Genomic DNA, 26373 nt, shown 5'->3' on the forward strand with positions numbered 1-26373 from the left:
TTGCGAGTAACCTTGCCCTCCGCTGGCAGATAGGCCACCATCCCCGCGCGCACCATCAACAAGACCAAAAGCGCAGGGGAAACGCATGAGCAAGCCGTCAGGATTCGACTATGGCTGGGTCGTTGTCGCCGCGGGAGCGCTGATGACCTGCGTCGGCTTCGGCACGATGCTGTCGCTTGCGGTCTTCCTGCAGCCGATCTCCGAAGCGATGGGCTGGTCGCGCGCCGGCGTGTCGGCGGCGGCGACGCTGGATTTCCTCTGCATGGGCGTTGCCGCGTTCTTCTGGGGCACGCTGTCGGACCGGTTCGGCACCCGCATCGTGGTGCTTGCCGGAAGCCTGCTGCTGGGCCTCGGTCTCGTCACCGCGAGCCAGGCGACCAGCCTGTGGCAATTCCAGCTGTTCTTCGGCGTGCTGATCGGCGTCGCTGCCGGCAGCTTCTACGCGCCGATGATGGCGCTCGCGAGCGCTTGGATCGAGAAGAACCGCAGCCTGGCAGTCGCGCTGGTCTCCGCCGGCATGGGCGTGTCGCCGGTGACGATCGCGCCGACCGCAAGCTGGCTGATCACGGCCTATGACTGGCGCACCGCGATGCTGGTGATCGGCTGTGCGGCGTGGGCGCTGCTGATCCCGGCCTGCTTCCTGGTACGGCCGGCGCCGCAGGCGGCTGGCCCGGCAAGCACCGACGCGGCCCCGGAGATCGAGCTGACCGCAGCACAGGCGCTGCGCACGCCGCAATTCATCGCGCTCGCGGCCGCGCATTTCGCCTGCTGCGCGGCGCATTCCGGCCCGATCTTCCACATGGTGTCCTATGCGATGGTGTGCGGCATCGCCCCGCTCACGGCGGTGACGGTCTACAGCGTCGCCGGCATCTCCGGGCTCGGCGGACGCCTGCTGCTCGGCGCGGCCGCCGATCGCATCGGCGCCAAGCCCGTGCTGGTCGGCGGCCTGTTCGTGCAGGCGATGTGCATCGCGACCTACCTCGCGGTAGCCCAGCTCGGCGAATTCTACGCGCTCTCGGTCGTATTCGGTCTCGCCTATGGCGGGGTGATGCCGCTCTATGCGGTGCTGGTCCGCGAGTACTTCGGCGTGCGCATCATGGGCACCGTGTTCGGCGCGGTGTCGGCCTTTGCCAGCCTCGGTATGGCGCTGGGTCCCTGGGCCGGTGGGCTCGTGTTCGACAATTTCCAGCGCTACACATGGCTGCATGCCGGCTCCTTCGCGATCGGGCTCGCCGCCGTCGCGGTGGCGCTGAGCTTTCCGACCAAACGCAAGCAATCGCTCGACCTTGGCCGCGCCGCGGCCTGACGAGGCAAGGTGTGACTTCTGAGCGAGTGGAGCGACCATGGAATGCACGATCCGGTCTGCGCGCGAGGATGACGCCGGCGAGATAAGCGAGGTCATTTTGCGGGCGCTGCGCGAGACAAATGCCAAGGATTATACGGACGAGATCATCGCACGGGTCGAACGCAGCTTCAGTCCAGACGCCGTGCGGGAGCTGATCGGTAGACGCACCGTTTTCGTCGCCACCATCGGCCACCGCGTGGTTGGAACGGCAAGCCTTGACGGAAGCGTGGTCCGGACGGTCTTCGTGGCTCCCGACGTCCAGGCCCAGGGCATCGGCAAGCTGCTGATGGCCGAGATCGAGCGTACGGCGCGCGAGCGGAACACCGCTTCGCTGACCGTTCCCTCTTCGGTCACCGCTGAGACTTTTTACGCACGGCTTGGATTCACTGCCGTGCGCGACAGTTATCATGGCGACGAACGCACGATCATCATGGAGCGATCGTTGGACAACGCGTCGCCATAGTGACGTAGCCCGGATGGAGCGAAGCGCAATCCGGGTTCAACATTGCGGTTTCCAAAGTCTCCGGATTTCGCTTCGCTCCATCCGGGCTACAAGAGACGGCAAAATGGGCGAGGAGACGCTGACATGAACGCAACTCCCGGAGTTGGTCTCGTCGAACGTGCCCGCGCCATCGCGCCACTGATTGCGCGCGAGGCGGACGAAATCGAGCGCTCCCGTCGGCTGACGCCGGCTGTCGTCTCGGCGCTGATCGAGAACGGGCTCTATCGCGCGCTGCTGCCGCAGAGTCTCGGCGGTGCCGAGGCCCCCATCGACATCTTCATGCAGATGCTGGAGGAGATCGCGAAGGCGGATGCCTCGACCGCATGGTGTCTCGGCCAATGCAGCGTCTGCGCCATGATCGCGGCTTCGCTCGATCACGACACCGCGCACAAGATATTCAACGAAGGCCCCGGCATCCTCGCCTGGGGCGCGATCGCGCATGGGGCGCGTGCGACCGAGGGCGGCTATCGCGTCACGGCGCGCTGGGATTTTGCCTCGGGCTCGCGACAGGCGAGCTGGCTGGGGGCGCATGTGCGCATCGTTGATGCCGAGGGCACGCCACGCAATAACGCCGATGGCTCGCCGGAGGTGCGCACCATCCTGTTTCCGGTCGCGAGCGCGGTGCTGCATGACGTCTGGCAGGCGATCGGGCTCGCCGGCACCGGTACGGATGCCTATGAAGTGAGCGACCTCTTCATCCCCGAGCGCTTCACCGCGTTCCGCGACGTGCCGTCCGCACTGCGCGAGACGGGTCCGCTCTACAGGATCGGCACCGGCTCGACCTTCAGCCTCGGCTTTGCCGCGGTGTCGCTGGGCGTCGCGCGCGCGACGCTGGATGCCGCGATCGCCTTGTCGCGGGCAAAGCACCAGTCGCTGGCAGCGAGCGCGATGCGCGACAACCAGGCGGTCCTGGGCCTGATCGGCCGCACCGAGGGCGACTTACGCGCTGCGCGCGCCTATCTCTATGCGACGGCGAATGCGATGTGGCGCGACCTCTGCGCGACCGGCGAGTTCAGCGCGGCACATCGCAGCGCGGTGCGGCTCGCTGCGACCTGGACCATCCATCAATCGGCCAAGGTGGTCGACGCCGCCTATCACATGGCCGGCGCGACCGCGGTATTCCGCAGCAATCCGTTCGAACGGCGGTTCCGTGACATGCACGCGATCACGCAGCAGATCCAGGCGCGGGATACGCATTATGAGGATGTGGGGAAGGCGATCTTGGCGGGCAACTGACGCGGAGCGCCGGCGCGCTCCCTCGCCCCGCCCTTCGCGGGGCCGCGACGAGCTTCGCTCGCGCTGAGAGGGTTGGGGTGAGGGGCCACTCTCCACACGTGCGATCGTCGTGGGACCTGTACCCCCTCACCCGGATCGCACCGGACGATGCTTCGCATCGCCGAGACGATCCGACCTCTCCCCGCAAGCGGGGAGAGGTGAAACGCCGGTCACGCCACCAGCGCGGTCTCACCGTCCATGCCGCGCTGGGCGGCGAGCAGGCTGATGATCTCGGCATTGGGCCGGGCCTTGCTGAACAGAAAGCCTTGGCCCTCGTCGCAGCCCTCGGCGCGGAGGCAGCTCAGCTCGGCTTCGGTCTCGACGCCCTCGGCGGTGATGGTGACGCCAAGGCCTTTGCCGAGGCTGACGATGGAACGGATGATCGCCTGGGCCTCGCGATTGGCGCCGAGATCGCGCACGAAGGACTGGTCGATCTTGATCTTGTCGAACGGGAAGCTGCGCAGATAGCTGAGGCTGGAATAGCCGGTGCCGAAATCATCCATCGAGATGCGGACGCCGAGCGCGCGCAGCGCATGCAGCGTCGCCAGCACCTGCGCGCTCTTCTCCAGCAGCAGCGTCTCGGTGATCTCGAGCTCGAGCCGCCGCGCCGGCAGGCCGGAAAGTTTCAGCGCGTCCGTCACCACCGAGAGCAGATTGCCGCTGCGGAACTGGAGCGGCGACAGATTGACGGCGACGCGCACATCGTCGGGCCAGGTTGCGGCGTCCAGGCACGCCCGGCGCAGCATCAGGCCGCCGAGCGGATTGATCAGCCCGGTTTCCTCGGCGACCGGAATGAACTCGGCCGGCGAGACCATGCCGCGCTCGGCGTGCGGCCAGCGGACCAGCGCCTCGAAGCCGGTGATGCGGCCGCTCTGGAGGTCGATCAGCGGCTGGTAATAAGGGCGCAGCACGTCGTTCTGGATCGCGTCGCGCAGCTCGACCTCGATCTTGCGCCGGCTCTGCGCCTTGGCGTCGAGCGCGGCCTCGAAGAACGCAAAGGTGCCGCGGGCATCGGCCTTGGCGCGCGACAGCGCCATGTCGGCGCTCTTGAGCAGTTTTTCGGAATCATCGCCGTCGCCGGGCGCCATCGCGATGCCGATGGAGGCGCCGATCACCACGGAATGGCCGTCGAGCAGGTAGGGATCGGCGATGGCTTCCTGCAGGCGCTTGGCCAGCATCACCGCGTCCTCGGGACGCGTCAGCCCGCTCTGCACGATCGCGAACTCGTCGGAGTTCAGCCGCGCCAGCGCGTCCTCCTCGCGCAAGGTCGAGCGCAGCCGCTTGGCGACGCCGCGCAGCAGCTTGTCGCCGACCGCGTGTCCCAGCGTGTCGTTGACCGCCTTGAAATTGTCCAGCCCCAGCATCAGCAGCGCGACCTTGTCGGAGCTGCGCCGCATATGCAGCAGCATCTCGTCCACCTGCTGGCGCAGAAGATTGCGGTTCGGCAGGCCGGTCAGCCCGTCATGCTGGGCCATGAAGGCGAGCCGCGCCTCGGCGCGCTTGCGTTCGGTGATGTCCATCAGTGCGAGCAGCACCGCGGGCCGATCGGCATAGGTCAATTCGCGGGAATAGATCGCAAGGTCGATCAGCGCGCCGTTGGCCTTGACGTGCTTCCAGGTGCGTGCGGCCTGCTCCTCGCTGGAGCGATCGGTGGTCCAGGGCGGCTCGCTGTCGAAAGCCTGCAACGAGCGGATCTTCAGCTTCTCGAACTCGGCACGGCTATAGCCGTAATGGGAAATCGCGGCGTCGTTGACGCCGAGGATGCGCTCGTCATCGAGCGCACAGACGATCATGGGGACGGGATTGCCGTCGAACAGCAGGCGGAACGAGGCCTCGCGCTGCTTCAACTCGGTGATGTCGACGCGCAGGCCGACCACGCCGCCGTCGTCGGTGAGCCGCTCGTCGATCAGGATGACGCGGCCGTCCGCGAGCATCTGCTCGTGGCGCGCGCCGGGCTGATAGAGCTTTTGCAGCCGCTCGGCGATCCACTCGTCCTCGTGGCCGGCAGCCTCGGGATAGTCGCCACGCGCGACGCCGATGCGCAGCGTGTCCTCGAGGCGCGCGCCTTCCTCGAACAGATCGGCGGTCTTGCTGTAGATCTCGGCGTATTTCCTGTTCCAGAGCACGTAACGGCCCTCGGCATCGAGAAACACGATGCCCTGCGGCAGGAGGTCGATGGCCTGGCGCAGGCGCTCATGGGATTTGCGGGCCTCGGCAATCGCCGCCTCCGCCTCGGCGCGGCTGCGCAGGAGTTCGTCGCGTTCGGAAACGGGCCGAGGCGCGCGCGCGAAGCGCGGCTTGCGCGGCTGTCGGCCAGCCCGGGCGCGCACGCCTCCCTTTCGCTTTGTTGTTTTTCGAGACCCCAAACTCAACTCTTTACGTCCCAATCGCGCCCAGTGGCCGCAAGTTTTGGGGCAAGTGTCTGAAAAAAAGTAATCTTGGGCCGCTGGTCGGTCGGTCGCACGGTCTGGTGGCCGCAGCAAAGCAGCCCTTATTGCCGCTTTGCGCGGCGCGGCAGCGCCGCCGGGCGCGCCAAGCCCATCACATCGTCGTCATCGGAGAACGCGATGACGCAAAATTGCGCGCTGCCTTGAATCATTTCCGAGATCGCGCGCCAATGCATGCAGAAGGCCGTGAGCACGCATTCCACGCACGAATTTTGGTCAATGCACGAGAGGGTTATCGCACCGTTAAAAATTGGGCGGCCGCGCGCAGGGAACTGCGACTTTCGGACAATATTTCGGCCGAAGGACTGTTTCTTAACCCTGACGCCGCGTTGCGCTATAAGGATGACAGCATGAGTCCCCGCCGCCTCGCCCCTCTCCTGCTTGTCATGACGTTCCTGACCGCCGGCGCCGCGCTGGCCCAGGACAAGGGCAGCGTCAACCCAAAGCCGCTGCCGCCGCTCGCCAATCCAAACGATCCCAGCATCGGCGCCAAGGAGCTGTTCGCGCGAAAGCTACTGCCGTCGAAGGGAACGGCTCATGTCATCGGCTCCTACAGCAAGGGCTGTATCGGCGGCGCCATGCAGATGCCGCTCAACGGCGACAATTGGCAGGTGATGCGGCTGTCGCGTAACCGCAATTACGGCCATCCCGACATGATCGCGCTGATCAAGCGGCTCGCGGCCAGAGCGCACAAGGACGCGGGATGGCCGGGCATTCTGGTCGGCGACATCGGCCAGCCGCGCGGCGGGCCGGCACTGTCGGGCCATGCCAGCCATCAAATTGGCCTGGATGCCGACATCTGGCTGACGCCGATGCCGGACCGTCGTTTGGCGCGCGAGGAGCGCGAGGACATGTCGGCGGTGATGATGGTGCGCGAGGACCGGCTCGACATCGACCCCAAGGTGTTCACGCCTGGCCACGTGCTGGTGCTGCGCGACGCGGCGCAGGAGCCGGCGGTGCAGCGCATCTTCGTCAATCCCGCGATCAAGAAGGCGCTGTGCCGCGAGGCCAAGGGCGACCGCTCGTGGCTGTGGAAGATCCGGCCCTGGTGGGGCCACGACTATCACTTCCACATCCGCATGCGCTGCCCGGCGGGCTCGAGCGAATGCGAAGGCCAGTCGTCGCAATCCGAGGACGAAGGCTGCAAGCCGTCGGACCTCGCCTACTGGTTCAGTGACGACGTGCTGCATCCGAAGCCCCCGCCGGAGCCGCCGAAGCCAAAGCCGCCGATGACGCTGGCGCAGATGCCGGCAGCTTGCAAAGTCGTGCTGCACGCGGCGGATGCGAAGCCGTAGGGCAAGCTGCCGCCGCACGACCGCTGTCGTCCCCGGCGAAGCGAACCCGGGACCCATAGCCACAGGAGTGGTTGTGGCGCGAGCCGGCAACTCCGAATCGTCGTCAAATTCCTGCCTGTGGCTATGGATCCCGGGCTCGCGCTACGCGCGCCCCGGGATGACGAACTAGTTGGTTGGTTCGCGCCGCCCAAATGCGCTAGGATCGCCTTGCCGCGCGGCCGTAAGCCCGCGGCATCCCGGGATGCGCACCCCGCCGTTCGACAAGCCTGACCGCGAGCCCCGCGTCTTTCGCGTGGCCAACGATGAGATTTGACATGCGCGTCCTCACCTTCCTCGCTGCGCTTTCGCTCAGTGCGACCACCGCTCTCGCCGCCGAGGAGCCGAGCGGCTGCGACAAGTTCAAATGGCCGATCGAGCGTGAGCGCGCCGCGCTCACCGCGCCGGACCGCGCGAAGCTCGTCTCGGGGAGCGAGCAGGCGGCGTTGCCGTCGTCGGCCATCACGCTGGGGCTGGTTGCGCCCGCGGAGGCAAAGCTGCCGACGCCGCCGGAGCGGGCGCCGAAGGACGGCACCTTCGCGGGCTTCACCAGCATCAAGGCACCGAAGGCCGGGCTCTACACGGTCAGCCTGTCCTCCGGAGCCTGGGTCGACGTGGTCCAGGACGGGCATTTCCTCAAGCCCGTGGCCTTCAGCGGCGCGACCGATTGCGACGGCATCCGCAAGACCATGAAATACGAGCTGTCGGCGCAGCCCTTCGTGGTCCAGATCAGCGGCGCCAAGGACAATTCGCTGTCGATCGCGATCCTGCCGGTCCAATAAGTCGCTTGGTTGGACAAACGGCCGCCTTTGACCTGAGGGCTTAGCCTGCTATCTTCGCACCTGCGATATCCCCGCCGGCCGTAAGCCGTTGCGGGGACACGTGGAACAGCGCTTCCGCCCGTCGCACGGCCTGACCCACCCAACGCAGTTGCGCGTGCGATTTGCGCGCGAGCTCGCACGGAGCGCATCCATGATTCGTATTGCAGGACTTTTCACCGCTTTCGTCATCCTCGCGGGCGCGATCCTCTCGCCTGCCGCCGCCGAGGACAAGACCATAACCGTGTTCGCCGCCGCCTCGATGAAGAACGCGCTGGATGAGATCGACGCCGCCTATACCGCCAAGACCGGCGTCAAATTCAGCGTCAGTTATGCCGCGAGCTCGGTGCTCGCCAAGCAGATCGAGCAGGGCGCGCCGGCCGACGTGTTCGTCTCCGCCGACACCGACTGGATGGACTACGCCATCTCCAAGAAGACCATCAACGAACCGACCCGCGTCAATTTGCTCGGCAACAGCATCGTGCTGATCGCGCCGAAGGACTCCAAGATCGACAACGTCACGATCGCGCAGGGTTTTGACCTCGCCAAGCTCGCCGGCGACGGCAAGATCGCGACCGGCGACGTCAAGTCGGTGCCGGTCGGCAAATACGCCAAGGCGGCGCTGGAGAAGCTTGGCGCCTGGCAGGCCGCCGAGCCGAAATTCGCGATGGCCGAGAGCGTTCGCGCCGCGCTGACGCTGGTGGCCCGCGGCGAAGCCAATCTCGGCATCGTCTATTCCACCGACGCCAAGGTCGAGCCGGGCGTGAAGATCGTCGGCACCTTCCCGGCGGACTCGCATCCCGCGATCATCTATCCCGTCGCCGCGACCACGACCGCGAAGCCCGAGATCAACGACTATCTCGCCTTCCTGCGCTCGACCGCTGCCAAGACCATTCTTGAAAAATACGGCTTCAAGTTCCTGGTTAGCCCGACAACCTGATTTTTCGTGCTCGACATCTCTCCCGCCGAATGGACGGCGATCCTGCTCTCGCTCAGGGTCGCCGTCATCGCGACGCTGGTGGCAACCCCGTTCGGCATTGCGCTGGCATGGCTGCTCGCGCGCAAGGATTTTTGGGGCAAGTCGGTGCTCGATGCCGTCGTGCATCTGCCGCTGGTTCTTCCGCCTGTCGTCACCGGCTATCTGCTGCTGCTTACCTTCGGCCGCAAGGGACTCGTCGGTGGCTTCCTCGCCGACTACCTCGGCATCGTCTTCGCGTTCCGCTGGACCGGGGCGGCGCTCGCCTGCGGCGTGATGTCGTTTCCGCTATTGGTGCGCCCGATGCGGCTGTCGATAGAGGCGATCGACCGCCGGCTCGAGCAGGCGGCTGAGACGCTGGGCGCGGCGCCCTGGAAAGTGTTCTTCACGGTGACGCTACCGCTGGCGCTGCCCGGCGTGCTCGCCGGCATGGTGCTGGGCTTTGCCAAGGCGATCGGCGAGTTCGGCGCGACCATCACCTTCGTCTCCAACATTCCCGGCGAAACCCAGACGATTTCCTCGGCGATCTATTCGCTGATCCAGACGCCCGATGGCGACGCGGCCGCGGGGCGACTCGTGATCATCTCGATCGTGCTCGCGCTCGGCGCGCTGATCGCCGCCGAATGGTTCGCCCGCCGCGCCACACAGCGCCTGCACGGGAACTGACCATGCTGCGCGTCGACATCGAAAAGCAGCTCGGCGAATTCTCGCTCTCCGCAACCTTCACCAGCGAAGGCCGCGTCATCGGTCTGTTCGGCGCGTCGGGCGCCGGCAAGAGCTCGCTGGTCAACATGATCGCGGGCCTGCTGCGGCCCGACCGCGGCACTATCGTGATCGACGGCGAGACCGTCGACGACACCGCGGACGGCATTCATGTGCCGACCTGGCGCCGCCGCATCGGCTACGTGTTCCAGGACGCGCGGCTGTTTCCGCATCTCAACGTCGCGCAGAATCTCGACTACGGCCGGCGGATGAACGGCCTCACGCCCGATCCGGCCCAGCACAAGCGCATCATCGAGCTGCTCGACATCGGCGCGCTTCTTGATCGCCGTCCAGGAAAGCTCTCCGGCGGCGAACGCCAGCGCGTGGCGCTCGGGCGCGCGCTGCTGTCGAGGCCGCGCCTGCTGCTGCTCGACGAGCCGCTCGGGGCGCTCGACGAGGGCCGCAAGCTGGAGATCCTGCCCTATCTGGTGCGGCTGCGCGACGAGGCCAATGTCCCCATGGTCTATGTCAGCCACGACGTCGCCGAGCTGCGCCAGCTCGCGACGCAGATCGTGATGCTGAAGCAGGGGCGGGTGACGTCGTTCGGCGGGGTGAAGGTGTTGACGTAGCGGTTGTAGCCCACTCCCGTCATTGCGAGCGCAGAGCGCGGCGCTAAACCCCCGCCACCGACGTCCACAAATCCGCGAGCTTGCGCCGCAGCGCTTGCCGGCGCGTCAGCAGCGCGGGCGTTTCCTCGTCCTCCGGCAGGCGGAGGCCGACGACGTTGACGCGGCCGCCGGAGATGCTGCGCGCGACCAGCACGATCTCGTCCAGCGGCAGCTCGGCGCCCTCCTTCGGCGCGCGGTCGAGGTGGACGTCGAAATAGTCGGCGAGGGTCAGCTTGCCGTCATCCTCGCCGACTTTCACGCCGTAGATCTCGGCAAGCTCGGCCAGCGTGTGTTCGCCCGAGACCATGAAGTCGCCGAGCAAATGCGGATCCGGCGCCGAGCTCGGCTGCATGTCGACGAAGAAGCGGTCGAGCGACTCGGCCTTTTCCGGCGGGGCCAGCAGATAGATGTAGTCGCCAGGCGCGATCGGCTCGGCTTCCGTCGGGGTCAAGATGTTCTCGTTGCGGATCACCAGCGTCGGCTTGGACCAGGACGGGATCAGACCGCGGCGGAAGTACAGGCTCTTGGGCCGCACCGGATAGCCGACGAGCTGCTGCTCGAGCTGACCGGGCAGATCCAGCTCGACACGGCGCGGACCACGCTCGGCGCGCGGCAGCGCCACGTGCAGCTTGCGCGCAGCGGGCGCCAGCGTCCAGCCCTGCAGCAGGAGCGAGATGATGACGACGACGAAGGCGACGTCGAAATAGAGATAGGCCTTCGACAGGCCGACCAGCATCGGGATCGACGCCAGGAAGATCGCGACCGCGCCGCGCAGGCCGGTCCAGGCGATGAAGATCTTCTCGCGCCAGTTGAAGCGGAACGGCGCCAGGCACACGAACACCGCGACCGGCCGCGCGACCAGCATCAGGACGAATGCGACGGCGACCGCCGGCAACGCGCTGGCGCCGAGCCGGCTCGGCGAAACCAGCAGACCCAGCAGCACGAACATCACGATCTGCGCCAGCCAGGTCGCGGCATCCAGGAACGCCATCACGGAATTATGCGCGCGGGTCGGGCGGTTGCCGATGATGATGCCGGCGAGATAGACCGCGAGGAATCCGGAGGCGTGCATGATCTGCGAGCCGCCGAAGATCACGAGCGCGCCGGTGGTCACGAACGGCGCATGCAGGCCCTGCGGCAGCGCAACATGGTTGAGCGCGACGACGACGAGGCGTCCGCCGACCACGCCGACGACGGCGCCCAGCACCGCTTCCTGGATGAACTCCATCGCCACGTGGCCCGCGGAGCTCGATCCCAGCGAGATGTATTCGACCAGCATCAGGGTGAGGAAGATCGCGAAGGGATCGTTGGTGCCGGATTCGGCCTCCAGCGTCGCGCCGACGCGCGGGCGCAGACGCAGGCCCTGGGTGTGCACCAGCAGGAACACTGCCGCCGCGTCGGTCGAGGCCACGACGGCACCGACCAGCAGCGATTCCGTCCAGTTGAGGTCGAGCGCGTATTTGGCGAACGGCGCCGTGATCAGCGCGGTCAGAAGCACCCCGACGGTCGCGAGCACGACGGAGGGCGCGAGCACGGTGCGGATGCTGGCAAAGCGCGTCTTCAGGCCGCCGTCGAACAGGATCAGGGCGAGCGCCACCGAGCCGACCAGATAGGTGGTGCGGACGTCGTCGAACTGCAGCTGCCCGGGGCCGGAATCGCCCGCGAGCATGCCGATGGCGAGGAAGACGAGCAGCAGGGGCGCGCCGAAGCGCAGAGCAAGCAGGCTCGACAGGATACCGGCCATGACGAGGACGGCGCCGAGCAATATGGCGAGGCTGACAGAGTCGAGGGAAGCCATCCACCTTCCGGGTACAAATCGCTGGAATTGCATCCTTATCGTCGGCAGACTCCCACGCCAACCCATTTTCTCCCGCTCGCGGCAATCTGCCCGTATTTTGCGGCCTTAACGCGCTTCACTTGGCGGTGTATCGATGGCCCGGCGGCGCCCTTTGTGGGATTCGGCGGCGCCCTCGAATCAAATCCTCCCGCCTGCTTGCCAACGAGACCGATGGACATGGACCTCAAGGACTTCATGGAGTTCGTGCAGACCACCGCGCGCAGCGTCGGGGCGGAAATCTCCTCACCCTGGTTCTACCTGCAATTCGGCCTGATCCTGGCCGCGGCCGGCATCGCCTATGCCGCGGAAGCCGGGGTTCGCAACCGCGTCGACATGACGTCGCTGGCGATGCGCTGGCCGCTGCCGCTCCGGCACTTCGCCCGGGTGATGGTCTCCAGCGCCTCGACGGCGGTGTTCACCCTGATGGTGATCATCTCCCGCGTGGTGATGTATCACGCGACCTGGCCGAGCCGCAGCTATCTCCTGATGGTCGCCGCCAAGCTGGGCCTGGCCTGGCTTGCGATCCGGCTCGTGACCTCGGTGCTGCGCAACGCCTTCATCGTCAAGCTGGTGTCGATCACGGCGTGGTTCGTCGCGGCGCTGTCCATCATCGGACAGCTCGATGCCACGGTCGACCTGCTCGATTCCTTCGCGATCGTGCTGGGCGGCCTGCGGCTGACGCCGCTGCTGGTGATCAAGGCCGGCGCGCTGCTGCTGATCGCGCTCTGGGCCACCAACATCGCCAGCAATTTCGCCGAGAGCCGGATCAACTCGACCACCGATCTGACGCCATCGGTGCAGGTGCTGCTGGTCAAGATCATCCGCATCGGGCTGCTGGCCATCGCAATCGTGATCGCGCTCGGCGCGGTCGGCATCGATCTCTCGGCGCTCGCGGTGTTCTCCGGCGCAGTCGGCGTCGGCATCGGTATCGGCCTCCAGAAGATCGTCGCCAACTTCATCTCGGGCATCATCCTGCTCGCGGACAAGTCGGTAAAGCCGGGCGACCTCGTCACCATCGGCGACAACACCGGACGCATCAGCGCGATGAAGACGCGCTATATTTCCGTCGCCGCCGGCGACGGCCGCGAATTCCTGGTGCCGAACGAGGACCTGGTGACGCAGAAGGTCGTCAACTGGACCTATACCGACAAGAACACGCTGGTGAAGATCGCCTTCGGCACCAACTACGACGCCGACCCGCGGCTGGTTTGCAAGCTCGCCGCGGAGACCGCGGCCGCCCATCCCCGCGCGCAGAAGGGCAAGCCGCCCAACAGCATCCTGACCGAGTTCGCGGAAGCCGGGATGAAGTTCTCGCTGACCTTCTGGATCGCGGACCCCGACGGCATGGATGGCGTCAAGAGCGACGTGATGCTGGCGCTGTGGGAGGCCTTCAAGCGCGAGGGTATCCGGGTTCCCTATCCCGTCCGCGAGATTCGCGTCCGGGGCGGCGCCCTGCCGGTGGAAACCACCGTAGAAGTCCCGAATTAGGCCCTGTTTCGGGCGCAAGAGGCACGCCCGACTTGCATGAGGGCGCGTGATCATTAGATTATGGCCTTGAAATCAAGCCCTTCCGCCGACATCGAGACCAGCCCCGCATGAGCTACGTCGAAGCCTCCGATACCTCCCTGCGCAAGACCGGACAGATCAAGCTGCACGGGCCGAGCGCCTTTGCCGGCATGCACAAGGCGGGCGCGCTGGTGGCGAAGTGCCTCGACGAGCTCACCGACATCGTCGGACCCGGCGTGCCGACCGAGCGCATCGACCAGTTCGTCCGCGACTTCGCCTTCAGCCACGGCGCCTATCCGGCGACGCTGATGTATCGCGGCTACCGCTACTCGACCTGCACCTCGCTCAACCACGTGGTCTGCCACGGCATGCCGGGCGACCGTCCGTTGAAGGAAGGCGACATCGTCAACATCGACGTCACCTTCATCGTCGACGGCTGGTACGGCGATTCCAGCCGGATGTATGCGGTCGGCCCGATCGCGCGCAAGGCCGAGCGGCTGATCGAGGTGACGTATGAGGCGATGATGCGCGGCATCGCCGCGGTCAAGCCGGGCGCCACCACCGGCGATATCGGCCACGCCATCCAGAGCTTCGTCGAGCCGCAGGGCATGAGCGTGGTGCGCGATTTCTGCGGCCATGGCCTCGGGCGCATGTTCCACGACGAGCCGAACATCATCCATATCGGCCGGCCCGGCGAAGGCGTTCAGCTCAAGCCCGGCATGTTCTTCACCATCGAGCCCATGATCAATCTCGGCAAGCCGCACGTGAAGATCCTCTCCGACGGCTGGACCGCGGTGACCCGCGACCGCTCGCTGTCGGCGCAGTTCGAGCACTCCGTCGGCGTGACCGCGACGGGCGTCGAGATCTTCACGCTGTCGAAGCGGCACGGCGAGAAGCAGATCGGGTGATGGCTTGGCAGGACCGCGACGCGATCCTGCCATCCTGTTCGCCGACGACGATCCGTCGTCAGAGGCGGGCCTCTTACAGCACGTAGCCGCCATCGATGGTGAGACTGGCCCCGGTCATATAGCCGGATTCCGGGCCCGCGAGATATGACACCAGCGCGGCGATCTCGCCGGGCTCGCCGACCCGCTTCAACGGAACGATCTCTTTCAGCCGCGACACCATCGTGGCCGTCATGTCGGTCTCGGTCGGGCCCGGCTGGACGTTGTTGACCGTGATCCGGCGAGGCGCCAGGTCGAGCGCAACGCCGCGGACCATGGAGGCAACGGCCGCCTTGGTCATGGCATAGACGCTGCCTCCCGGCGTCCCTGTCCGGATCGCGGTGTTGCTCCCGATCGTGATGATGCGGCCGCCGTCACGCATCTGCCCGGCTGCCGCCTGGATGGCCAGAAAGACGCCGCGGATATTCACATCGAGAATGAGGTCGAGGTCTTCGAGGCTGAACTGCTCCACGGGACCGAGGCGGAGAATACCCGCGTTGACGACGACCGCATCAAGCCCCCAAGCCGGTCCACGGTCTCCGCGACGGCCGCGCGGATCGCGGCGGGATCGGCGCTATCGGCCTTGATCGCGACGGCCTTGCGGCCAGCGTTTTCGATCGCGGCCACGATTTCGCCGGCACTGTCCGGTCGCGACACGTAGGTCAGCGCGATATCGAACCCGTCCCGTGCGAGACGGACCGCGATCGCGGCGCCAATGCCGCGCGCCCCGCCAAACACCAATGCGACTTTGCTGCTCATTTGAGCTCTCCTTATTTTGAACGATCGTTCCAAATTTGACCAAAAAATTACACGAGGGCGCGCAAAACCATGGCTCCGAGCGCCCGCAATTGGCGCGGCCTGGCACCACCGCGCGCGGCGATGCGAATGCCGGCAACATTCGCCAGCAGAAACTCGGCTGCGTCGTCGGCGTCGAGATCCCGCGCCACGTCGCCGTCGGCCTGCGCTTCACGCAAGCGTTGCGAAACGGCGCCCTGGAGCGCGCGGCCTGACGCCGCATGGATGCTGGTGAGGTCATCCCGCGAGCGCCCGAACTCACTGATCGAGCCGATGCCCAGGCAAGCCTCGTTCGCGTCGCGAACGACGCGGTCGATCATCGCCCTGAGGCCGTCAATGGCGCGCGGCCGCCCCCGCAGCGCGGCAAGATGGGCTTCGACCTCGCTGGCCACGTAGCGGCGCACCGCTGCGCAGTAGAGTTGCCATTTGTCGCCAAACGTATCGTAGATGCTCTGGCGGCCGATCCCCATGGCGTCGACAAGCATCGGCGTCGAGGTCCCCTCGAAACCGTGCGCGCGAAACACACCGATCGCAGCATCGAGCGCCTCGTCCTGATCGAATTCCTTGGTCCTTGCCATGACACGACAATAGTTATTCTGGAACGAATAGTCAATTATCAAATGCAGCGGCATTGCTTGCGACACCACGGCAAGCAGATCGGGTGATGCCTGGCTCGGCGTCCTAGTGGCGGCGCCGGAATGACGACGGCGGCCGCTTGTAGGTCGCGCCAAATGCATCGTTGAATCTGCGAACGCTGCCGAAACCGGCGGCGAAGGCGATCTCCGCCAATGTCATGCTGGTCTGGTCGATCAGACGCTTGGCTTCCTGCACACGGCGGGTCGCGGCGATCTCGCTCGGGCTCGCGCCGGCGTGGCGCATGAACAGGCGGAGCAGATGGCGCGGCCCGACTCCCAGGACTTCCGCAAGGTCCTTCGTCGACGCGCGATCCAGGAATCCGTCATTGATCAGGCGCATCCCGCGCGCGACGGTGGTGGCCGTTCCCATCCAGGCCGGCGATCCCGGCGCGGTTTCCGGCCGGCAGCGCAGGCATGGGCGAAATCCGGCGCGCTCGGCGGCAGCGGCGGTCGCATAAAAGGTGACGTTCTCGGAGCGAGCGGGGCGAACCGGACAGACCGGCCGGCAATAGATGCGCGTCGAGCGAACGCCGGAGAAGAACAGCCCGTCGAACGCGCGTGCCCGCGCCAGCCGCGCCCGATCGCAGGTCTCCCAATCGAGATGCGGCGGCAGCGTCTGCCGATGTGCCGAGCCTGTTGCCATGGCGGAAGAATAGTTTCAACGCAGCCCGCCGAGTAGCTGGAATCGGACTCGATCGGGCGATGAGGTCCGAATTCGGCCAGCCTGCATCACCGCGCCGGATCATGGTCCCGGTCCATCCCGGAGCAGATTCGCAATGCACACGCAGGCGCAACCAACGACGTCAGGACAAACCACGCTCACGTTAGAGATCGGGCTTCTGCTGCTGCTCTCACTGATCTGGGGCAGCTCGTTCACGCTGATCAAGGTCGCAATCCCGACAATCCCGCCATGCACGATGGTCGCCGCGCGCGTGACGATCGCGGCCATTCTCCTGATCGCGATCGCGCGCGCTCAGGGGCACACTCTTCCCGGTCGAGGACCGGTGTGGCCGGCTTTCTTCGTGCAGGGGCTGCTGCAAAGCGCGCTGCCGTTTACCCTGATCAGTTGGGGCGAGCTGCATATCGCAAGCGGTCTCGCCGGCGTGCTCAATGCGACCCCGCCGATGTTCGTGCTCGCGATCGCGATGATGACCGGACGCGGGCGGCAGGCGATCAGCACCCGGAAGATCATCGGCGTCGCGCTCGGTCTTGCGGGCGTCGCCGTCACGATCGGCGTCGATGCGCTGTCCTCCTTGGGCACGACGGCCCCGCTGGCGCAGGCCGCCGTGCTCGGCGCAAGCCTCTGCTACGCGCTCGCACCGATATGGGGGCAGCGGTTCTCCGGCTTTCCCGCCACCGTCACGGCGGCCGGCGCCATGAGCTGTGCCGCGATCCTCATGGTCCCTGCCGCACTCGTCCTCGAGCAACCCTGGACGCTGGCACCGACTTCGCAGGCGGTCGTGGCCGTCGTCGGCCTCGCGGTGGTCTGCACTGCGCTCGCGATGGTGATCTATTTCCGCTTGATCCGCACGCTCGGCCCACTCGGCACGACCAGCGGCAGCTATCTGCGCGCCGGCTTCGCGGTGGCGCTCGGCACGGCATGGCTCGGCGAACGCTTCACCTGGTCGGCCCTTACAGGCATGGCGCTCATTCTCGCCGGGGTCGTCGCCATCACGATACCCCTGCCGGCGCGGCGCCGTGGCCTCGAACCGTAAGAGCGCTCGCGGGACGATCTTTTGGACCGCCCCGCACCGCCGTTACCGATCAGGCGTGATTGACCTCGACGACCTCGCACAGGATCGTCTCGGCCTTCGACAGCGCCGCAAGGCGCTGGATGTACGGCGCAAATCTCGGATCCTTGCGAAAATTCTCGATGTCCCCTGCGCTTGCCCATTGCGAGTAGTTGATCGCGCGCCGGCCCTCCTTGCTGGCGTGGACGCTGGACGAGATGAACCCGGGCTGCTTGCTGAAGAAGGTCTCGGTGCCTTCCTTCAGGAGTTGCACCAGCTTTTGCTGGTTGTCCGGCTCGACCGTGAAAACGTTGACGAGGGTCGCAATGTCGCTGCCGGTGCGAATGGTCGCTTCCATCTTCGAGCTCCTGGTCTGGCTGTGAGATGGCGCCGCTTGCGCGGCGAGCAAGGCGCCGGCTCCGAGGCCGGTGGCAACGAAGGCACGACGCGACGGCTCAGGTCTGGTCCGGGACATTGATATTCTCCAGTTGCGGAAGATCGGCTGGCCACGCGACCGGCCGACAGCGCTGAGACGAACGAGGCAGGAGAACGAAGACAGCTGGTGTGAATTTTTTTCCGACGGCTCATTCGCCCCGACCGTGGACGGCGCCGGGACTCCGGGCCGGCAACATCCTGACCGGCTCCCGGCGTTGCCGATGCGCGCGAACCCTGCTACCCAGAGCACGCCGAAAAAGGCATGGCCGGATTGGTAAGCCCGGCCTGTTCCTGACTTGCTAGGAATTCTGCCACCGTCTCCACGGTAGGACCCACGGCCGGACAGAGTGACGCGATCGTCACGCTGCTCGGCGGGTCATGTCATCGTGTCATCTCGGCCGCCGCTCAGTGTGGAATCTCGCTCCGTCCGTTCCTTTACCTGAACGGAGACCACCTATGCGACTGCAACATCTCAACCTCGTGACCTCGGACGTCACCGCGCTTGCCGCCTTCTTCGAGCGCTTCTTCGGCTTTGCACCTTATGCCTCGCGCGGCGAGGCCCTCGTCGTCCTGCGCAACAAGGAGGATTTCATCCTGACCGTGATGCGCGGCAAGACAGGCGAGCCGGCCGACTACCCCACCAATTTCCATATCGGCTTCTACTACGACGAGGCAGAAGAGGTGGAAGCCAAGCACGCCGAGCTGAAGGCCGCAGGCGTAAACCCGAGCAGGATCGCCTCCATGGATCGTGGCGGCGGCGCCCGCGTCCCGCACTTCTATGTCACCGCGCCGGGCCATGTCCTGGTCGAGGTCTGCACCCCGCCGGGCGGGCTTTCGCCGTAGGCAGACGACGAGGCCCCGGCGGCCGCGCCAATGAGCGAGCCGCCGGCGGTCGGACACTTCCCGGTTGCAAAACGCGCGCCGTACTGCATGGTTATGCCCGATGCCCGCCAGGACAGACCACGACAAGAGCAGGCCCGAGGATGCGCCGCACTATCACGGCCATCGCGAGCGGCTGCGCGAGCGCTTCTACAGCGCCGGCGCGGATGCGCTCAGCGATTACGAGCTGCTGGAGATGGCGCTGTTTCCGGCGCTGCCGCGGCGCGACACCAAACCGCTGGCAAAGGCGCTGATCAGGATTTTCGGATCATTCGCCGAGGTGGTGCACGCGCCGGTCGCGCGGCTGCGCGAGGTCGACGGCATCGGCGAAGGCGCGATCCACCAGCTCAAGCTGATCGCGGCGGCAACGCACCGCGTCGCCAAGGGCGAGGTCAACAGCCGCAACGCGCTGTCGTCCTGGAACGAAGTGATCGACTATTGCCGCTCCAGCATGGCCTTTGCCGACAAGGAGCAATTCCGCCTGCTCTTCCTCGACAAGCGCAACCAGCTGATCGCCGACGAAGTGCAGCAGACCGGCACCGTCGATCACACCCCGGTCTATCCGCGCGAGGTCATCAAGCGCGCGCTGGAGCTGTCGGCGACCGCGCTGATCCTGGTGCACAACCACCCCACTACCCACCCTATGATCACGTTGGATCACGTTCAATACCGATGAATCATCAACGATATATCCGATTTTTTCTTCATTGCACACAGGGGGCGGCTATGGCAAATTGGGAGCGGTAAGAGGGGTTGAAAGCGGCTTTCCGATCCCAGCAAACGATCCCCGTTTCTCCTCGACCGATCCCAGTTGCGGCACAGGAGGAAACGCCATGCCAAGCCTGACCGACACCGCGATCCGACATGCGTTGAAGCGGGTGGAGCTAAGTCAGAAACAGGAAAATCTCGCCGACGGTGAAGGGCGCGGCACCGGCCGCCTCGTGCTTGTCCTCAAGCCCATGCCGAAGCGCGTCACCGCCGACTGGATGGCGCAGCAATGGCGCGATGGGAAGCGGACCAAGAAGAAGCTCGGGGCTTATCCCTCCATATCGCTCGCCCAGGCACGCGAAATATTCAAACGCGACTTCGCCGACGTCATCCAGAAGGGTCGCAGCATCAAGATCGCTACCGACACGCGCCCCGGCACCGTCGCTGATCTGTTCGAAGGCTATGTCGCCGCGCTCAAGGATGCGAGCAAGCCGTCCTGGAAGGAAACGGAAAAAGGCCTTAACAAGATCGCCGACACGCTCGGACGCAACCGCCTCGCTCGCGAGATCGAGGCCGAGGAAATCATCGAGCTGATCCGCCCGATCTACGAGCGCGGTGCCAAATCAATGGCCGACCATGTGCGCTCCTATCTCCATGCCGCCTTTAGCTGGGGCATGAAGTCTGACAACGACTATCGGCAGCAGTCTTCCAGACGCTTTCGACTCCCTTTCAATCCGGCAACCGGCATTCCTACCGAGCCTAAGATCCAGGGCACGCGCTGGCTTGACGAAGACGAGTTTGTGCAACTCTATCGCTGGCTGGAGAGCCCCGACACGCCGGTCCACCCCTCCTATCCCCGCGCGGTGCAACTCATCATGCTGACAGGGCAGCGCGTCGAGGAGATCGCGCGGTTTCATGTCAATCAATGGGACGCCAGTGAGCGAATCATCGACTGGTCGAAGACCAAGAACCTCCAGCCGCACGCTGTCCCAGTGCCATTGCTTGCCGCCGAGCTGATCGAAAAGATCAAGCCGAACGAGTATGGCTGGTTCTTCCCCTCCGCCAAGGACCCCTCGAAGCCTGTCAGCCACGGCACTCTTTATAGCTTTGTTTGGCGGCAGCGAGATCGCGGCGTGATTCCATATGCGACAAACCGCGATCTCCGGCGCACGTTCAAGACGCTCGCCGGCAAGGCAGGCGTGTCGAAGGAAATCCGCGATCGCCTCCAGAACCACGCGCTACAGGATGTCAGCTCCAAGCACTACGACCGCTGGCACTATATGATCGAGAAACGCGCTGGCATGGCGAAATGGGACAAATTCGTGCGCGCCATGCTGGCGAAGAAGCGACTGAAAGAGGCCGCATGAGCTCGCGGCCGCGAAAGCCCCCTCGCCGCAGCGATGCGCTCGGTTCCGCTGGCGAAGTGGACGCGCAAAGCTACACGGCGTTCGTCGGGGATCTGAAGCAGAAGATCGCGGCGGCACGCCACCGAGCCAGCTTGTCGATCAACCGCGAGCTAGTGACGCTCTACTGGACGATCGGGCGCGACATCCTGGAACGGCAGGAGCGCGAAGGTTGGGGTGCCCGGGTGGTCGACCGTCTGGCTGGCGATCTTCGCCTGGCTTTCCCGGAAATGACCGGTTTATCGCCCCGGAATCTGAAATACATGCGCTCGTTCGCCGAGGCCTGGCCCAACGGCGAATTTGTGCAACAGGTTGTTGCACTATTGCCATGGGGGCATAACGTCCGTTTGCTCGACGCCGTCAAAACGCAGGAAGAGCGCACCTGGTACGCGCGGCAGGCAATTGAACACGGCTGGAGTCGTAACGTTCTTGTCCATCAGATCGAAAGCAAGCTTTTTGCCCGGCAAGGAAGCGCCCTCACCAATTTCTCGCGAACCCTGCCCGCAGAGCAGTCCGAGCTTGCCCAACAAATCCTCAAAGACCCCTACACGTTCGACTTCCTCTCGCTTGGCCCAGACATGCTGGAGCGCGACCTCGAGCGTGGTTTGGTCGAGCATCTGCGTTCACTCATCCTCGAGCTCGGCAAGGGCTTCGCATTCGTCGGCAGCCAATATCACCTCGAAGTCGGCGGGCAGGATTACTACTTGGACCTTCTTTTCTATCATCTGCGTCTTCGCTGCTTCGTGGTGATCGAGCTGAAGATCGAAGACTTCAAACCCGAATTTGCGGGAAAGATGAACTTTTACCTCTCGGCCGTGGACGAGCAATTGCGCCATCCCGACGACAAACCGACCATCGGCATCATCTTGTGCAAAGGGCGCAACGAGGTGATCGTGGAATACGCGTTGCGAGACTCCAGCAAACCGATGGGGGTCGCCCAGTATCAGCTCTCGGCTGCGTTGCCGCCACAACTCGAGGATGCCCTCCCGACGGCCGCGGAGTTCGCGCGAGAATTTCCACTGATGTCCGTGGTCAAGCTACGCATCGAAATCGAGCGCGCGGTACGCGATCTCGCGGACAAGCGAGGCGTCGCTTTCGACCGGCCGACCGGCATCATGAAAATGCTCCGTGATCTGCATCGAAATGGATCGGTGCCAAGTAGCACAGAGCAGATGCTCGACGCCCTCCACACCATGAACGAAGCTACGCATGGCATGGATGTGGACCCGGAGACCGCTGAACGCGCCGTCGAAATCGGCACGATCTTCCTTGGGGAACTCCAGAAACTGAATACAGACGAGTAAGGTGCTTTTCGCGGCAAATCCGACACCGACAAAACCCCAGAAAGCACAGGACAATCTCGTGGAAGACAGCTGGCCGACGTGGCTCAAAATTATGGAGAACGGCGCCGTCGGAGAAGCGCGTACGCGTTCTTTTCTCATCGACCGGTTCTGGGTTCTCGAGCGGAGCGTAGATACCGACGGGGCCGATTTTCTCATACAGCGACGCACCACCACGCAGCGATTTACCGATAGAGTCCCGCCGCGCGTCGGAGTGATACAGGCAAAATATTTTCAGGATCGCCGCACAACGCACTACATTCCCAAAAGCTACGTGGTTGACGACAAAGGAATGCCGCTCGAAGGCTTCTTCGCGCTTCTTCACGTCGGCCGGGAGGACGACGGCGAGATGTACCTGCTGTCGGCCCGGCAAATCGTCAACACGCTATCCATCAGCAGCACCCATTCACCGGAAAGCTACGTCGTCGGCACGACTGCGCTCCAAGGCACTTTTAGAATTAATGCCCGTAAGCTCGCACTCGATCAGATCGAGCATAGCTTGAAGAGCCAGACCTACTACCAGTCGGCCGCCTTCCTGGACAAGCTCAACATTCCCTATCGGCGCTTCAGCGAAGACGACATCGACTTTCCTTGGACACTTCCGCTTCCGAACCCCGTCGGTGAAATCCCGAAGATGTTTGTTGAGCAAAAAGAGGAGCTCAGAAAGATCGTTTTCGACATGGAGGAGGTGTTGGGAGCCATCGACGCGGTCCTTACAGAAAAAGACCCGCGTCGAGCGCTCGAGCTGATGGACGCGCTGCGTTACCATGTCGATGGTTACGGCAAGATCACCTTCGGCGGCCGGGGAGACTTCAACTGGGGCGATTTTCCAGACGCCCTCGACACCCACGACCGCTGGCGCCAAGGCCTCCAGACAGACGGACTGCTAGAGCCTTACATCGCAATGGGCGATAAACTGCAAGTGGCTCTTGTATCCCATACAGCCGCTCATCCGCTAACCGATAAGGGCAGCTTCCTCCAGGCGATCATTGAATATGATCGGGATACGCTCAACGTCATTGAGCTGTCGGTCAAATCGGGCACGGCCGCCGAGAGGGAACCGGAAATCAAGACCCCCGGGCATGTCCGCATGGCAAGCTCGCTCGGCGAGTGGGTCCCACGCAAAATCAAACCGATGGACTACACGATCGAGAACGTCTGGTGGAATGTCATGCGCTACGTCATCGAAGAGCGCTATCCCGACCCACACTTCGACTAGCTTGCGGCAACTCCCTGCACGCGCAACGCCAGGGCCTTCGGCCCTGTTGTTGCTTGATCGCGAGATTGTCGCGTAGCCTCCGTGAGTCGCTTAACGGCGATCTAACCGGCGATAGTATCGCTTCTGTCCGTTACTCGGATCAACGTAGGTAAAGCAGTCCGCGAGACTATCAATGCTCTGCAACACCCCCAGCAAGGCGTAGGCGTTGAAAGGCGTCCCCGCGCCGGTCTCGTAGTGGCTGACGAAATTCCCAACGATCGATGGCACATGATGGTTTTGGAGATCGGCGATCTGCTGAGGCGTCAGCACACACCGATTGGCCGCATGATAAAGCTTCACGGCCTCGCCGATTGCGTCGATGTAGGTCGAAAGCGTCCGCTTGTCACCACGGGTGGCATAGTCCGGTGGAACAGGGATCTCCAACTTGGCGATAATCTGTCCCAGCTTGTATTCGAGATATTGCCGCAGGATCGGCGCACCAATATCGATCTGGCCAGCATTCAGGTGCTGCAACGCCTGCGCCTTGAGACGATCCGCCTCCTGGGCCGATACCATGAGCCGCCCCTTTGGAGGCATGCCTTGGAGCTTCTGGTGATGCCAATCCGCAGTGCCATTGAGCTTGTCGAAGTACTTCTCCAGGCTGGTGTCATGGCTCAGGAAAATGAACTGCAGCCCGTCCGGCACAGCGCCATAGCGTAGCAACGTCCGCACGGCGTCCATCAACGCGAACTGGTGACCAGCGTCAAAGCTCGATGTCACGTCGTCGAGCACCATGAAGCGCGGAACACCGCTGTGCTTGGTCGCGGCCGCGAAGAAAATCGCAGCCGCCACAGCGTTCCGATAGCTTTCCGAGAGTAGAGCCCGGGCACTGAGGTCCTGTAGGCCGAAGAAGTCCGCGAGCTTTAGATCAACGTTTTCGCTGTTCTGCGCGCGGCTCAGGGTCGGCTTCACATCGGGACCGCCTCGCACGAACCGGCCGAACAGATCCTGACAAGCGGTCTGAATCTCGCCAATCCGCTCGTTGGCCAGTTCGGCTTCGGCATCAGCAAAGCTTTGGCCGGCGCGCGTGATGAATGTCTTCCAGCGATTCAGAACCTTGAGCTTGTCCTGTTTCACCTTGAGCACCGGCTCGCCGCTCTCGTATTCCAGCACGGCATCGCGGAACTGCTTTGCGAAGCTGAGGATGCGGGTTACCTGCACCAATGAGGGAGGCAAGCGCGCCTGCAACGCGTCGGCCTCACCTCGCACCCGAGCAAGAGTTTCGCCACGCTGCGTTTCAAGAACCCCGAGGCGCGCCTTGATGATCTCCAGGTCGGAGGTCGCCAAATCCCCCTTCTTGGCGGCCAAATCGAACGCTACGTGCAAGCGATCACCCGTCGCGATCGCCATGGCCGGCGCCTCTTCAAGCTTGCGTAGCTTCGCGATCCCAGGCGCTGTGGCGACATCGTTGATGAGTTCGGCCCCGAGCTGAGCGGCTACATCGTATTTAGCGATCTTGCCTTCCAGCCGCGGCTTTAGAGCATCACTACCTTTCGCCTCGCAAACTGGGCATTGATTCGGGTCGTGCCAATCGGAGCCGGACACCACAGCCAGCGCATCGCGCAAAAGGGCGTGCAATGCTTCCGCGCCGACGCTGCGCACGGCCTCGTCTCTTCTTCCGGCCAACTCGAGCAGCCGATCAACGTCGGCCAATTCCTCTACCGTGACCTCAAGCCCCGCCAGCGACGTGGCGGAGGTCGTTAGCGTGTCCAGCGTCTTTCGCGCTTCGCCGCCTTCCTGTTTCTCGATCGCCAACTCTGCCGCTTCGAAATCGAGATCCATTACCGAGGCCTCGCCGATCAATGGCTTGAGCAAGGCGATGGCGGATAAGGCGGCGGTTACCGCCGCCTTCAGATCGGAGAGTTTATCGACGGCGGCGCTTCCCGCTCCGGCGACCTCGTCATGCGCCGCAATGACACGCCGCTCGATCGCACTCAACGCGCGCGCGCCTGTGGTCACCTCGGCATCAAGCGCGGAGAGGCCCAGATCACTGTTGACGTTCTGCGTTCGCTTGGCGCCGTCCAGAGCCTGACGTAGCCGGGAGTATCGGCTCAGTCCCACGAGCGATGCGAAAGAACGTCCCCGCTCCAAGGCGGAGATATCGATGAGCTTTGCGAACCGATTATAGTCGACGAGGACGAAATCCTCCTGCAGGCTCGCGAGGAACTGCTGCGGGTCGGCATGACCGCTCGGCGAAGTCACTAGGCGCGCACCGTTGGCAGCCCGCACCACCTTGATCGCCACATCTGGCGAGGCGTCATCGCTGGCGAATATCAGATCAACCGTCGCTTGCTGCCCGGGATGGAAGCGATTCACGATATAGCTGTCGCCCTGCTCGGCTTCCTGGAGCGCCTTCAGGCGCGGGACAATGCCGTGGATCGCGAAGCAAACGGCTTCGAATATGGAGCTTTTACCGACGCCGTTCGGCGCATGCACCGAGTTGACGGCGTCAGATTTGAACTTGAGGACGAGCGGGTCACCGTCATTATTGATCCCACGAAAACCCTCGATGGACAGGCTGCCCAGGAAATACCGCGTCATGCCTTGTCCTCGCCCAGAGGGATGGACATGCCATCAAGCGCATCCAGTACCGCCTTATGAAACTCGCCGATTGTTGCCCGGCTTGGCGCGGTGTCACCTCCCGAATCCAGCAGATGCAAATTGTCGAAGAGGATCTTCGCGCATTCGGGATCGATCTGTACAGCCTCGGCCCTAAACAAAGCGAGATTGTCCTCGAAAGTATTTTCCAGCTTAAACTTCATACGCTCCCCCGACTTCCGCCCAATGCACTTCTATTTGATTTCAGTGCGCGCGTGCAATTCTGCGACGATCAAGCGAT

23 protein-coding genes and 1 pseudogene are annotated in these 26373 nt (G+C 64.4%); 16 read left to right on the plus strand and 8 right to left on the minus strand.

Annotated elements, in window-relative coordinates:
• The first annotated feature begins 85 nt into the window (after nucleotides 1-85).
• The 3 genes from BJ6T_RS41820 (at nucleotide 86) to BJ6T_RS41830 (ending at nucleotide 3083) form a co-directional block, all read left to right on the plus strand.
• Nucleotides 86-1306: an MFS transporter gene (locus BJ6T_RS41820; protein WP_014498573.1), complete on the plus strand. Its 1221-nt coding sequence runs from the start codon at nucleotides 86-88 to the stop codon at nucleotides 1304-1306.
• 37 nt (nucleotides 1307-1343) lie between these two features.
• Nucleotides 1344-1808, plus strand: coding sequence for a GNAT family N-acetyltransferase (locus BJ6T_RS41825; protein WP_014498574.1), 465 nt, complete (start codon nucleotides 1344-1346; stop codon nucleotides 1806-1808).
• A 123-nt stretch (nucleotides 1809-1931) separates the two neighbouring features.
• Nucleotides 1932-3083, plus strand: coding sequence for an acyl-CoA dehydrogenase family protein (locus BJ6T_RS41830; RefSeq protein ID WP_014498575.1), 1152 nt, complete (start codon nucleotides 1932-1934; stop codon nucleotides 3081-3083).
• A 209-nt stretch (nucleotides 3084-3292) separates the two neighbouring features.
• Here the strand turns inward: BJ6T_RS41830 and BJ6T_RS41835 are convergent, their stop codons facing one another.
• Nucleotides 3293-5452: a putative bifunctional diguanylate cyclase/phosphodiesterase gene (locus BJ6T_RS41835; protein ID WP_014498576.1), complete on the minus strand. Its 2160-nt coding sequence runs from the start codon at nucleotides 5450-5452 to the stop codon at nucleotides 3293-3295.
• A gap of 467 nt (nucleotides 5453-5919) precedes the next feature.
• Here BJ6T_RS41835 and mepA point away from each other — a divergent pair, with 467 nt between their 5' ends.
• From mepA to modC, 5 genes are all read left to right on the plus strand, one after another.
• Nucleotides 5920-6864: a penicillin-insensitive murein endopeptidase gene (gene mepA / locus BJ6T_RS41840; RefSeq protein ID WP_014498577.1), complete on the plus strand. Its 945-nt coding sequence runs from the start codon at nucleotides 5920-5922 to the stop codon at nucleotides 6862-6864.
• A gap of 314 nt (nucleotides 6865-7178) precedes the next feature.
• The gene (locus BJ6T_RS41845; RefSeq protein ID WP_014498578.1) at nucleotides 7179-7682 is read left to right on the plus strand and encodes a hypothetical protein; all 504 of its coding nucleotides are present in this window, start codon (nucleotides 7179-7181) and stop codon (nucleotides 7680-7682) included.
• Between the two features lie 190 nt (nucleotides 7683-7872).
• Complete coding sequence (gene modA, locus BJ6T_RS41850; RefSeq protein WP_014498579.1) at nucleotides 7873-8658, plus strand: molybdate ABC transporter substrate-binding protein; 786 nt, start codon at nucleotides 7873-7875, stop codon at nucleotides 8656-8658.
• Nucleotides 8659-8664: 6 nt separating this feature from the next.
• Nucleotides 8665-9360 carry a molybdate ABC transporter permease subunit gene (gene modB, locus BJ6T_RS41855; protein WP_014498580.1) on the plus strand — a complete coding sequence of 232 codons (696 nt, stop codon included), beginning with the start codon at nucleotides 8665-8667 and terminating at the stop codon, nucleotides 9358-9360.
• 2 nt (nucleotides 9361-9362) lie between these two features.
• Nucleotides 9363-10025: a molybdenum ABC transporter ATP-binding protein gene (gene modC, locus BJ6T_RS41860; RefSeq protein WP_014498581.1), complete on the plus strand. Its 663-nt coding sequence runs from the start codon at nucleotides 9363-9365 to the stop codon at nucleotides 10023-10025.
• A gap of 43 nt (nucleotides 10026-10068) precedes the next feature.
• On the opposite strand, the gene BJ6T_RS41865 is transcribed toward modC, so the two are convergent.
• Nucleotides 10069-11862, minus strand: a complete 1794-nt coding sequence (locus tag BJ6T_RS41865; RefSeq protein WP_014498582.1) for a potassium/proton antiporter — start codon at nucleotides 11860-11862, stop codon at nucleotides 10069-10071.
• 210 nt (nucleotides 11863-12072) lie between these two features.
• Between BJ6T_RS41865 and BJ6T_RS41870 the strand changes: the two genes are divergently transcribed.
• Together BJ6T_RS41870 and map are read left to right on the plus strand one after the other, a co-directional pair.
• Nucleotides 12073-13389: a mechanosensitive ion channel family protein gene (locus tag BJ6T_RS41870; protein WP_014498583.1), complete on the plus strand. Its 1317-nt coding sequence runs from the start codon at nucleotides 12073-12075 to the stop codon at nucleotides 13387-13389.
• A gap of 107 nt (nucleotides 13390-13496) precedes the next feature.
• A complete protein-coding gene (gene map, locus BJ6T_RS41875; protein WP_014498584.1) occupies nucleotides 13497-14315 on the plus strand; it encodes a type I methionyl aminopeptidase in 819 nt (272 codons plus the stop codon).
• 73 nt (nucleotides 14316-14388) lie between these two features.
• Here the strand turns inward: map and BJ6T_RS46780 are convergent.
• The 3 genes and pseudogenes from BJ6T_RS46780 to BJ6T_RS41890 form a co-directional block, all read right to left on the minus strand.
• A pseudogene (locus tag BJ6T_RS46780) lies at nucleotides 14389-15110 on the minus strand (3-oxoacyl-ACP reductase family protein).
• Between the two features lie 47 nt (nucleotides 15111-15157).
• A complete protein-coding gene (locus BJ6T_RS41885) occupies nucleotides 15158-15724 on the minus strand; it encodes a TetR/AcrR family transcriptional regulator (RefSeq protein WP_014498587.1) in 567 nt (188 codons plus the stop codon).
• 103 nt (nucleotides 15725-15827) lie between these two features.
• Nucleotides 15828-16424: a bifunctional transcriptional activator/DNA repair enzyme AdaA gene (locus BJ6T_RS41890; protein WP_014498588.1), complete on the minus strand. Its 597-nt coding sequence runs from the start codon at nucleotides 16422-16424 to the stop codon at nucleotides 15828-15830.
• Nucleotides 16425-16557: 133 nt separating this feature from the next.
• Between BJ6T_RS41890 and BJ6T_RS41895 the strand changes: the two genes are divergently transcribed.
• Nucleotides 16558-17496: a DMT family transporter gene (locus tag BJ6T_RS41895; RefSeq protein ID WP_014498589.1), complete on the plus strand. Its 939-nt coding sequence runs from the start codon at nucleotides 16558-16560 to the stop codon at nucleotides 17494-17496.
• A gap of 49 nt (nucleotides 17497-17545) precedes the next feature.
• On the opposite strand, the gene BJ6T_RS41900 is transcribed toward BJ6T_RS41895, so the two are convergent.
• Complete coding sequence (locus tag BJ6T_RS41900; RefSeq protein ID WP_141379341.1) at nucleotides 17546-17986, minus strand: antibiotic biosynthesis monooxygenase family protein; 441 nt, start codon at nucleotides 17984-17986, stop codon at nucleotides 17546-17548.
• A gap of 416 nt (nucleotides 17987-18402) precedes the next feature.
• On the opposite strand from BJ6T_RS41900, the gene BJ6T_RS41905 reads away from it, so the two are divergent.
• The 5 genes from BJ6T_RS41905 (at nucleotide 18403) to BJ6T_RS41925 (ending at nucleotide 23495) form a co-directional block, all read left to right on the plus strand.
• The gene (locus BJ6T_RS41905) at nucleotides 18403-18789 is read left to right on the plus strand and encodes a VOC family protein (RefSeq protein ID WP_014498591.1); all 387 of its coding nucleotides are present in this window, start codon (nucleotides 18403-18405) and stop codon (nucleotides 18787-18789) included.
• A 100-nt stretch (nucleotides 18790-18889) separates the two neighbouring features.
• On the plus strand, nucleotides 18890-19501 hold the full coding sequence (locus BJ6T_RS41910; protein WP_014498592.1) for a JAB domain-containing protein: 612 nt from the start codon (nucleotides 18890-18892) through the stop codon (nucleotides 19499-19501).
• Between the two features lie 157 nt (nucleotides 19502-19658).
• Nucleotides 19659-20900, plus strand: coding sequence for a tyrosine-type recombinase/integrase (locus BJ6T_RS41915; RefSeq protein WP_011090895.1), 1242 nt, complete (start codon nucleotides 19659-19661; stop codon nucleotides 20898-20900).
• A complete protein-coding gene (locus BJ6T_RS41920; RefSeq protein WP_014498593.1) occupies nucleotides 20897-22240 on the plus strand; it encodes a PDDEXK nuclease domain-containing protein in 1344 nt (447 codons plus the stop codon). Before BJ6T_RS41915 ends, BJ6T_RS41920 begins: the two co-directional genes overlap by 4 nt.
• Nucleotides 22241-22298: 58 nt before the next feature.
• The gene (locus BJ6T_RS41925) at nucleotides 22299-23495 is read left to right on the plus strand and encodes a hypothetical protein (protein WP_225163673.1); all 1197 of its coding nucleotides are present in this window, start codon (nucleotides 22299-22301) and stop codon (nucleotides 23493-23495) included.
• Between the two features lie 90 nt (nucleotides 23496-23585).
• Here BJ6T_RS41925 and BJ6T_RS41930 read toward each other — a convergent pair whose 3' ends face one another.
• Nucleotides 23586-26075: an AAA family ATPase gene (locus BJ6T_RS41930; RefSeq protein WP_011090898.1), complete on the minus strand. Its 2490-nt coding sequence runs from the start codon at nucleotides 26073-26075 to the stop codon at nucleotides 23586-23588.
• Entirely contained in the window at nucleotides 26072-26296 is a 225-nt protein-coding gene (locus tag BJ6T_RS41935) for a hypothetical protein (RefSeq protein ID WP_014498594.1), read from the minus strand. The genes BJ6T_RS41930 and BJ6T_RS41935 overlap by 4 nt, the downstream gene beginning before the upstream one ends.
• Between the last annotated feature and the right edge of the window lie 77 nt (nucleotides 26297-26373).

Source organism: Bradyrhizobium japonicum USDA 6 (genome assembly GCF_000284375.1).
In the GTDB taxonomy this organism is placed as follows: Bacteria; Pseudomonadota; Alphaproteobacteria; order Rhizobiales; family Xanthobacteraceae; genus Bradyrhizobium; species Bradyrhizobium japonicum.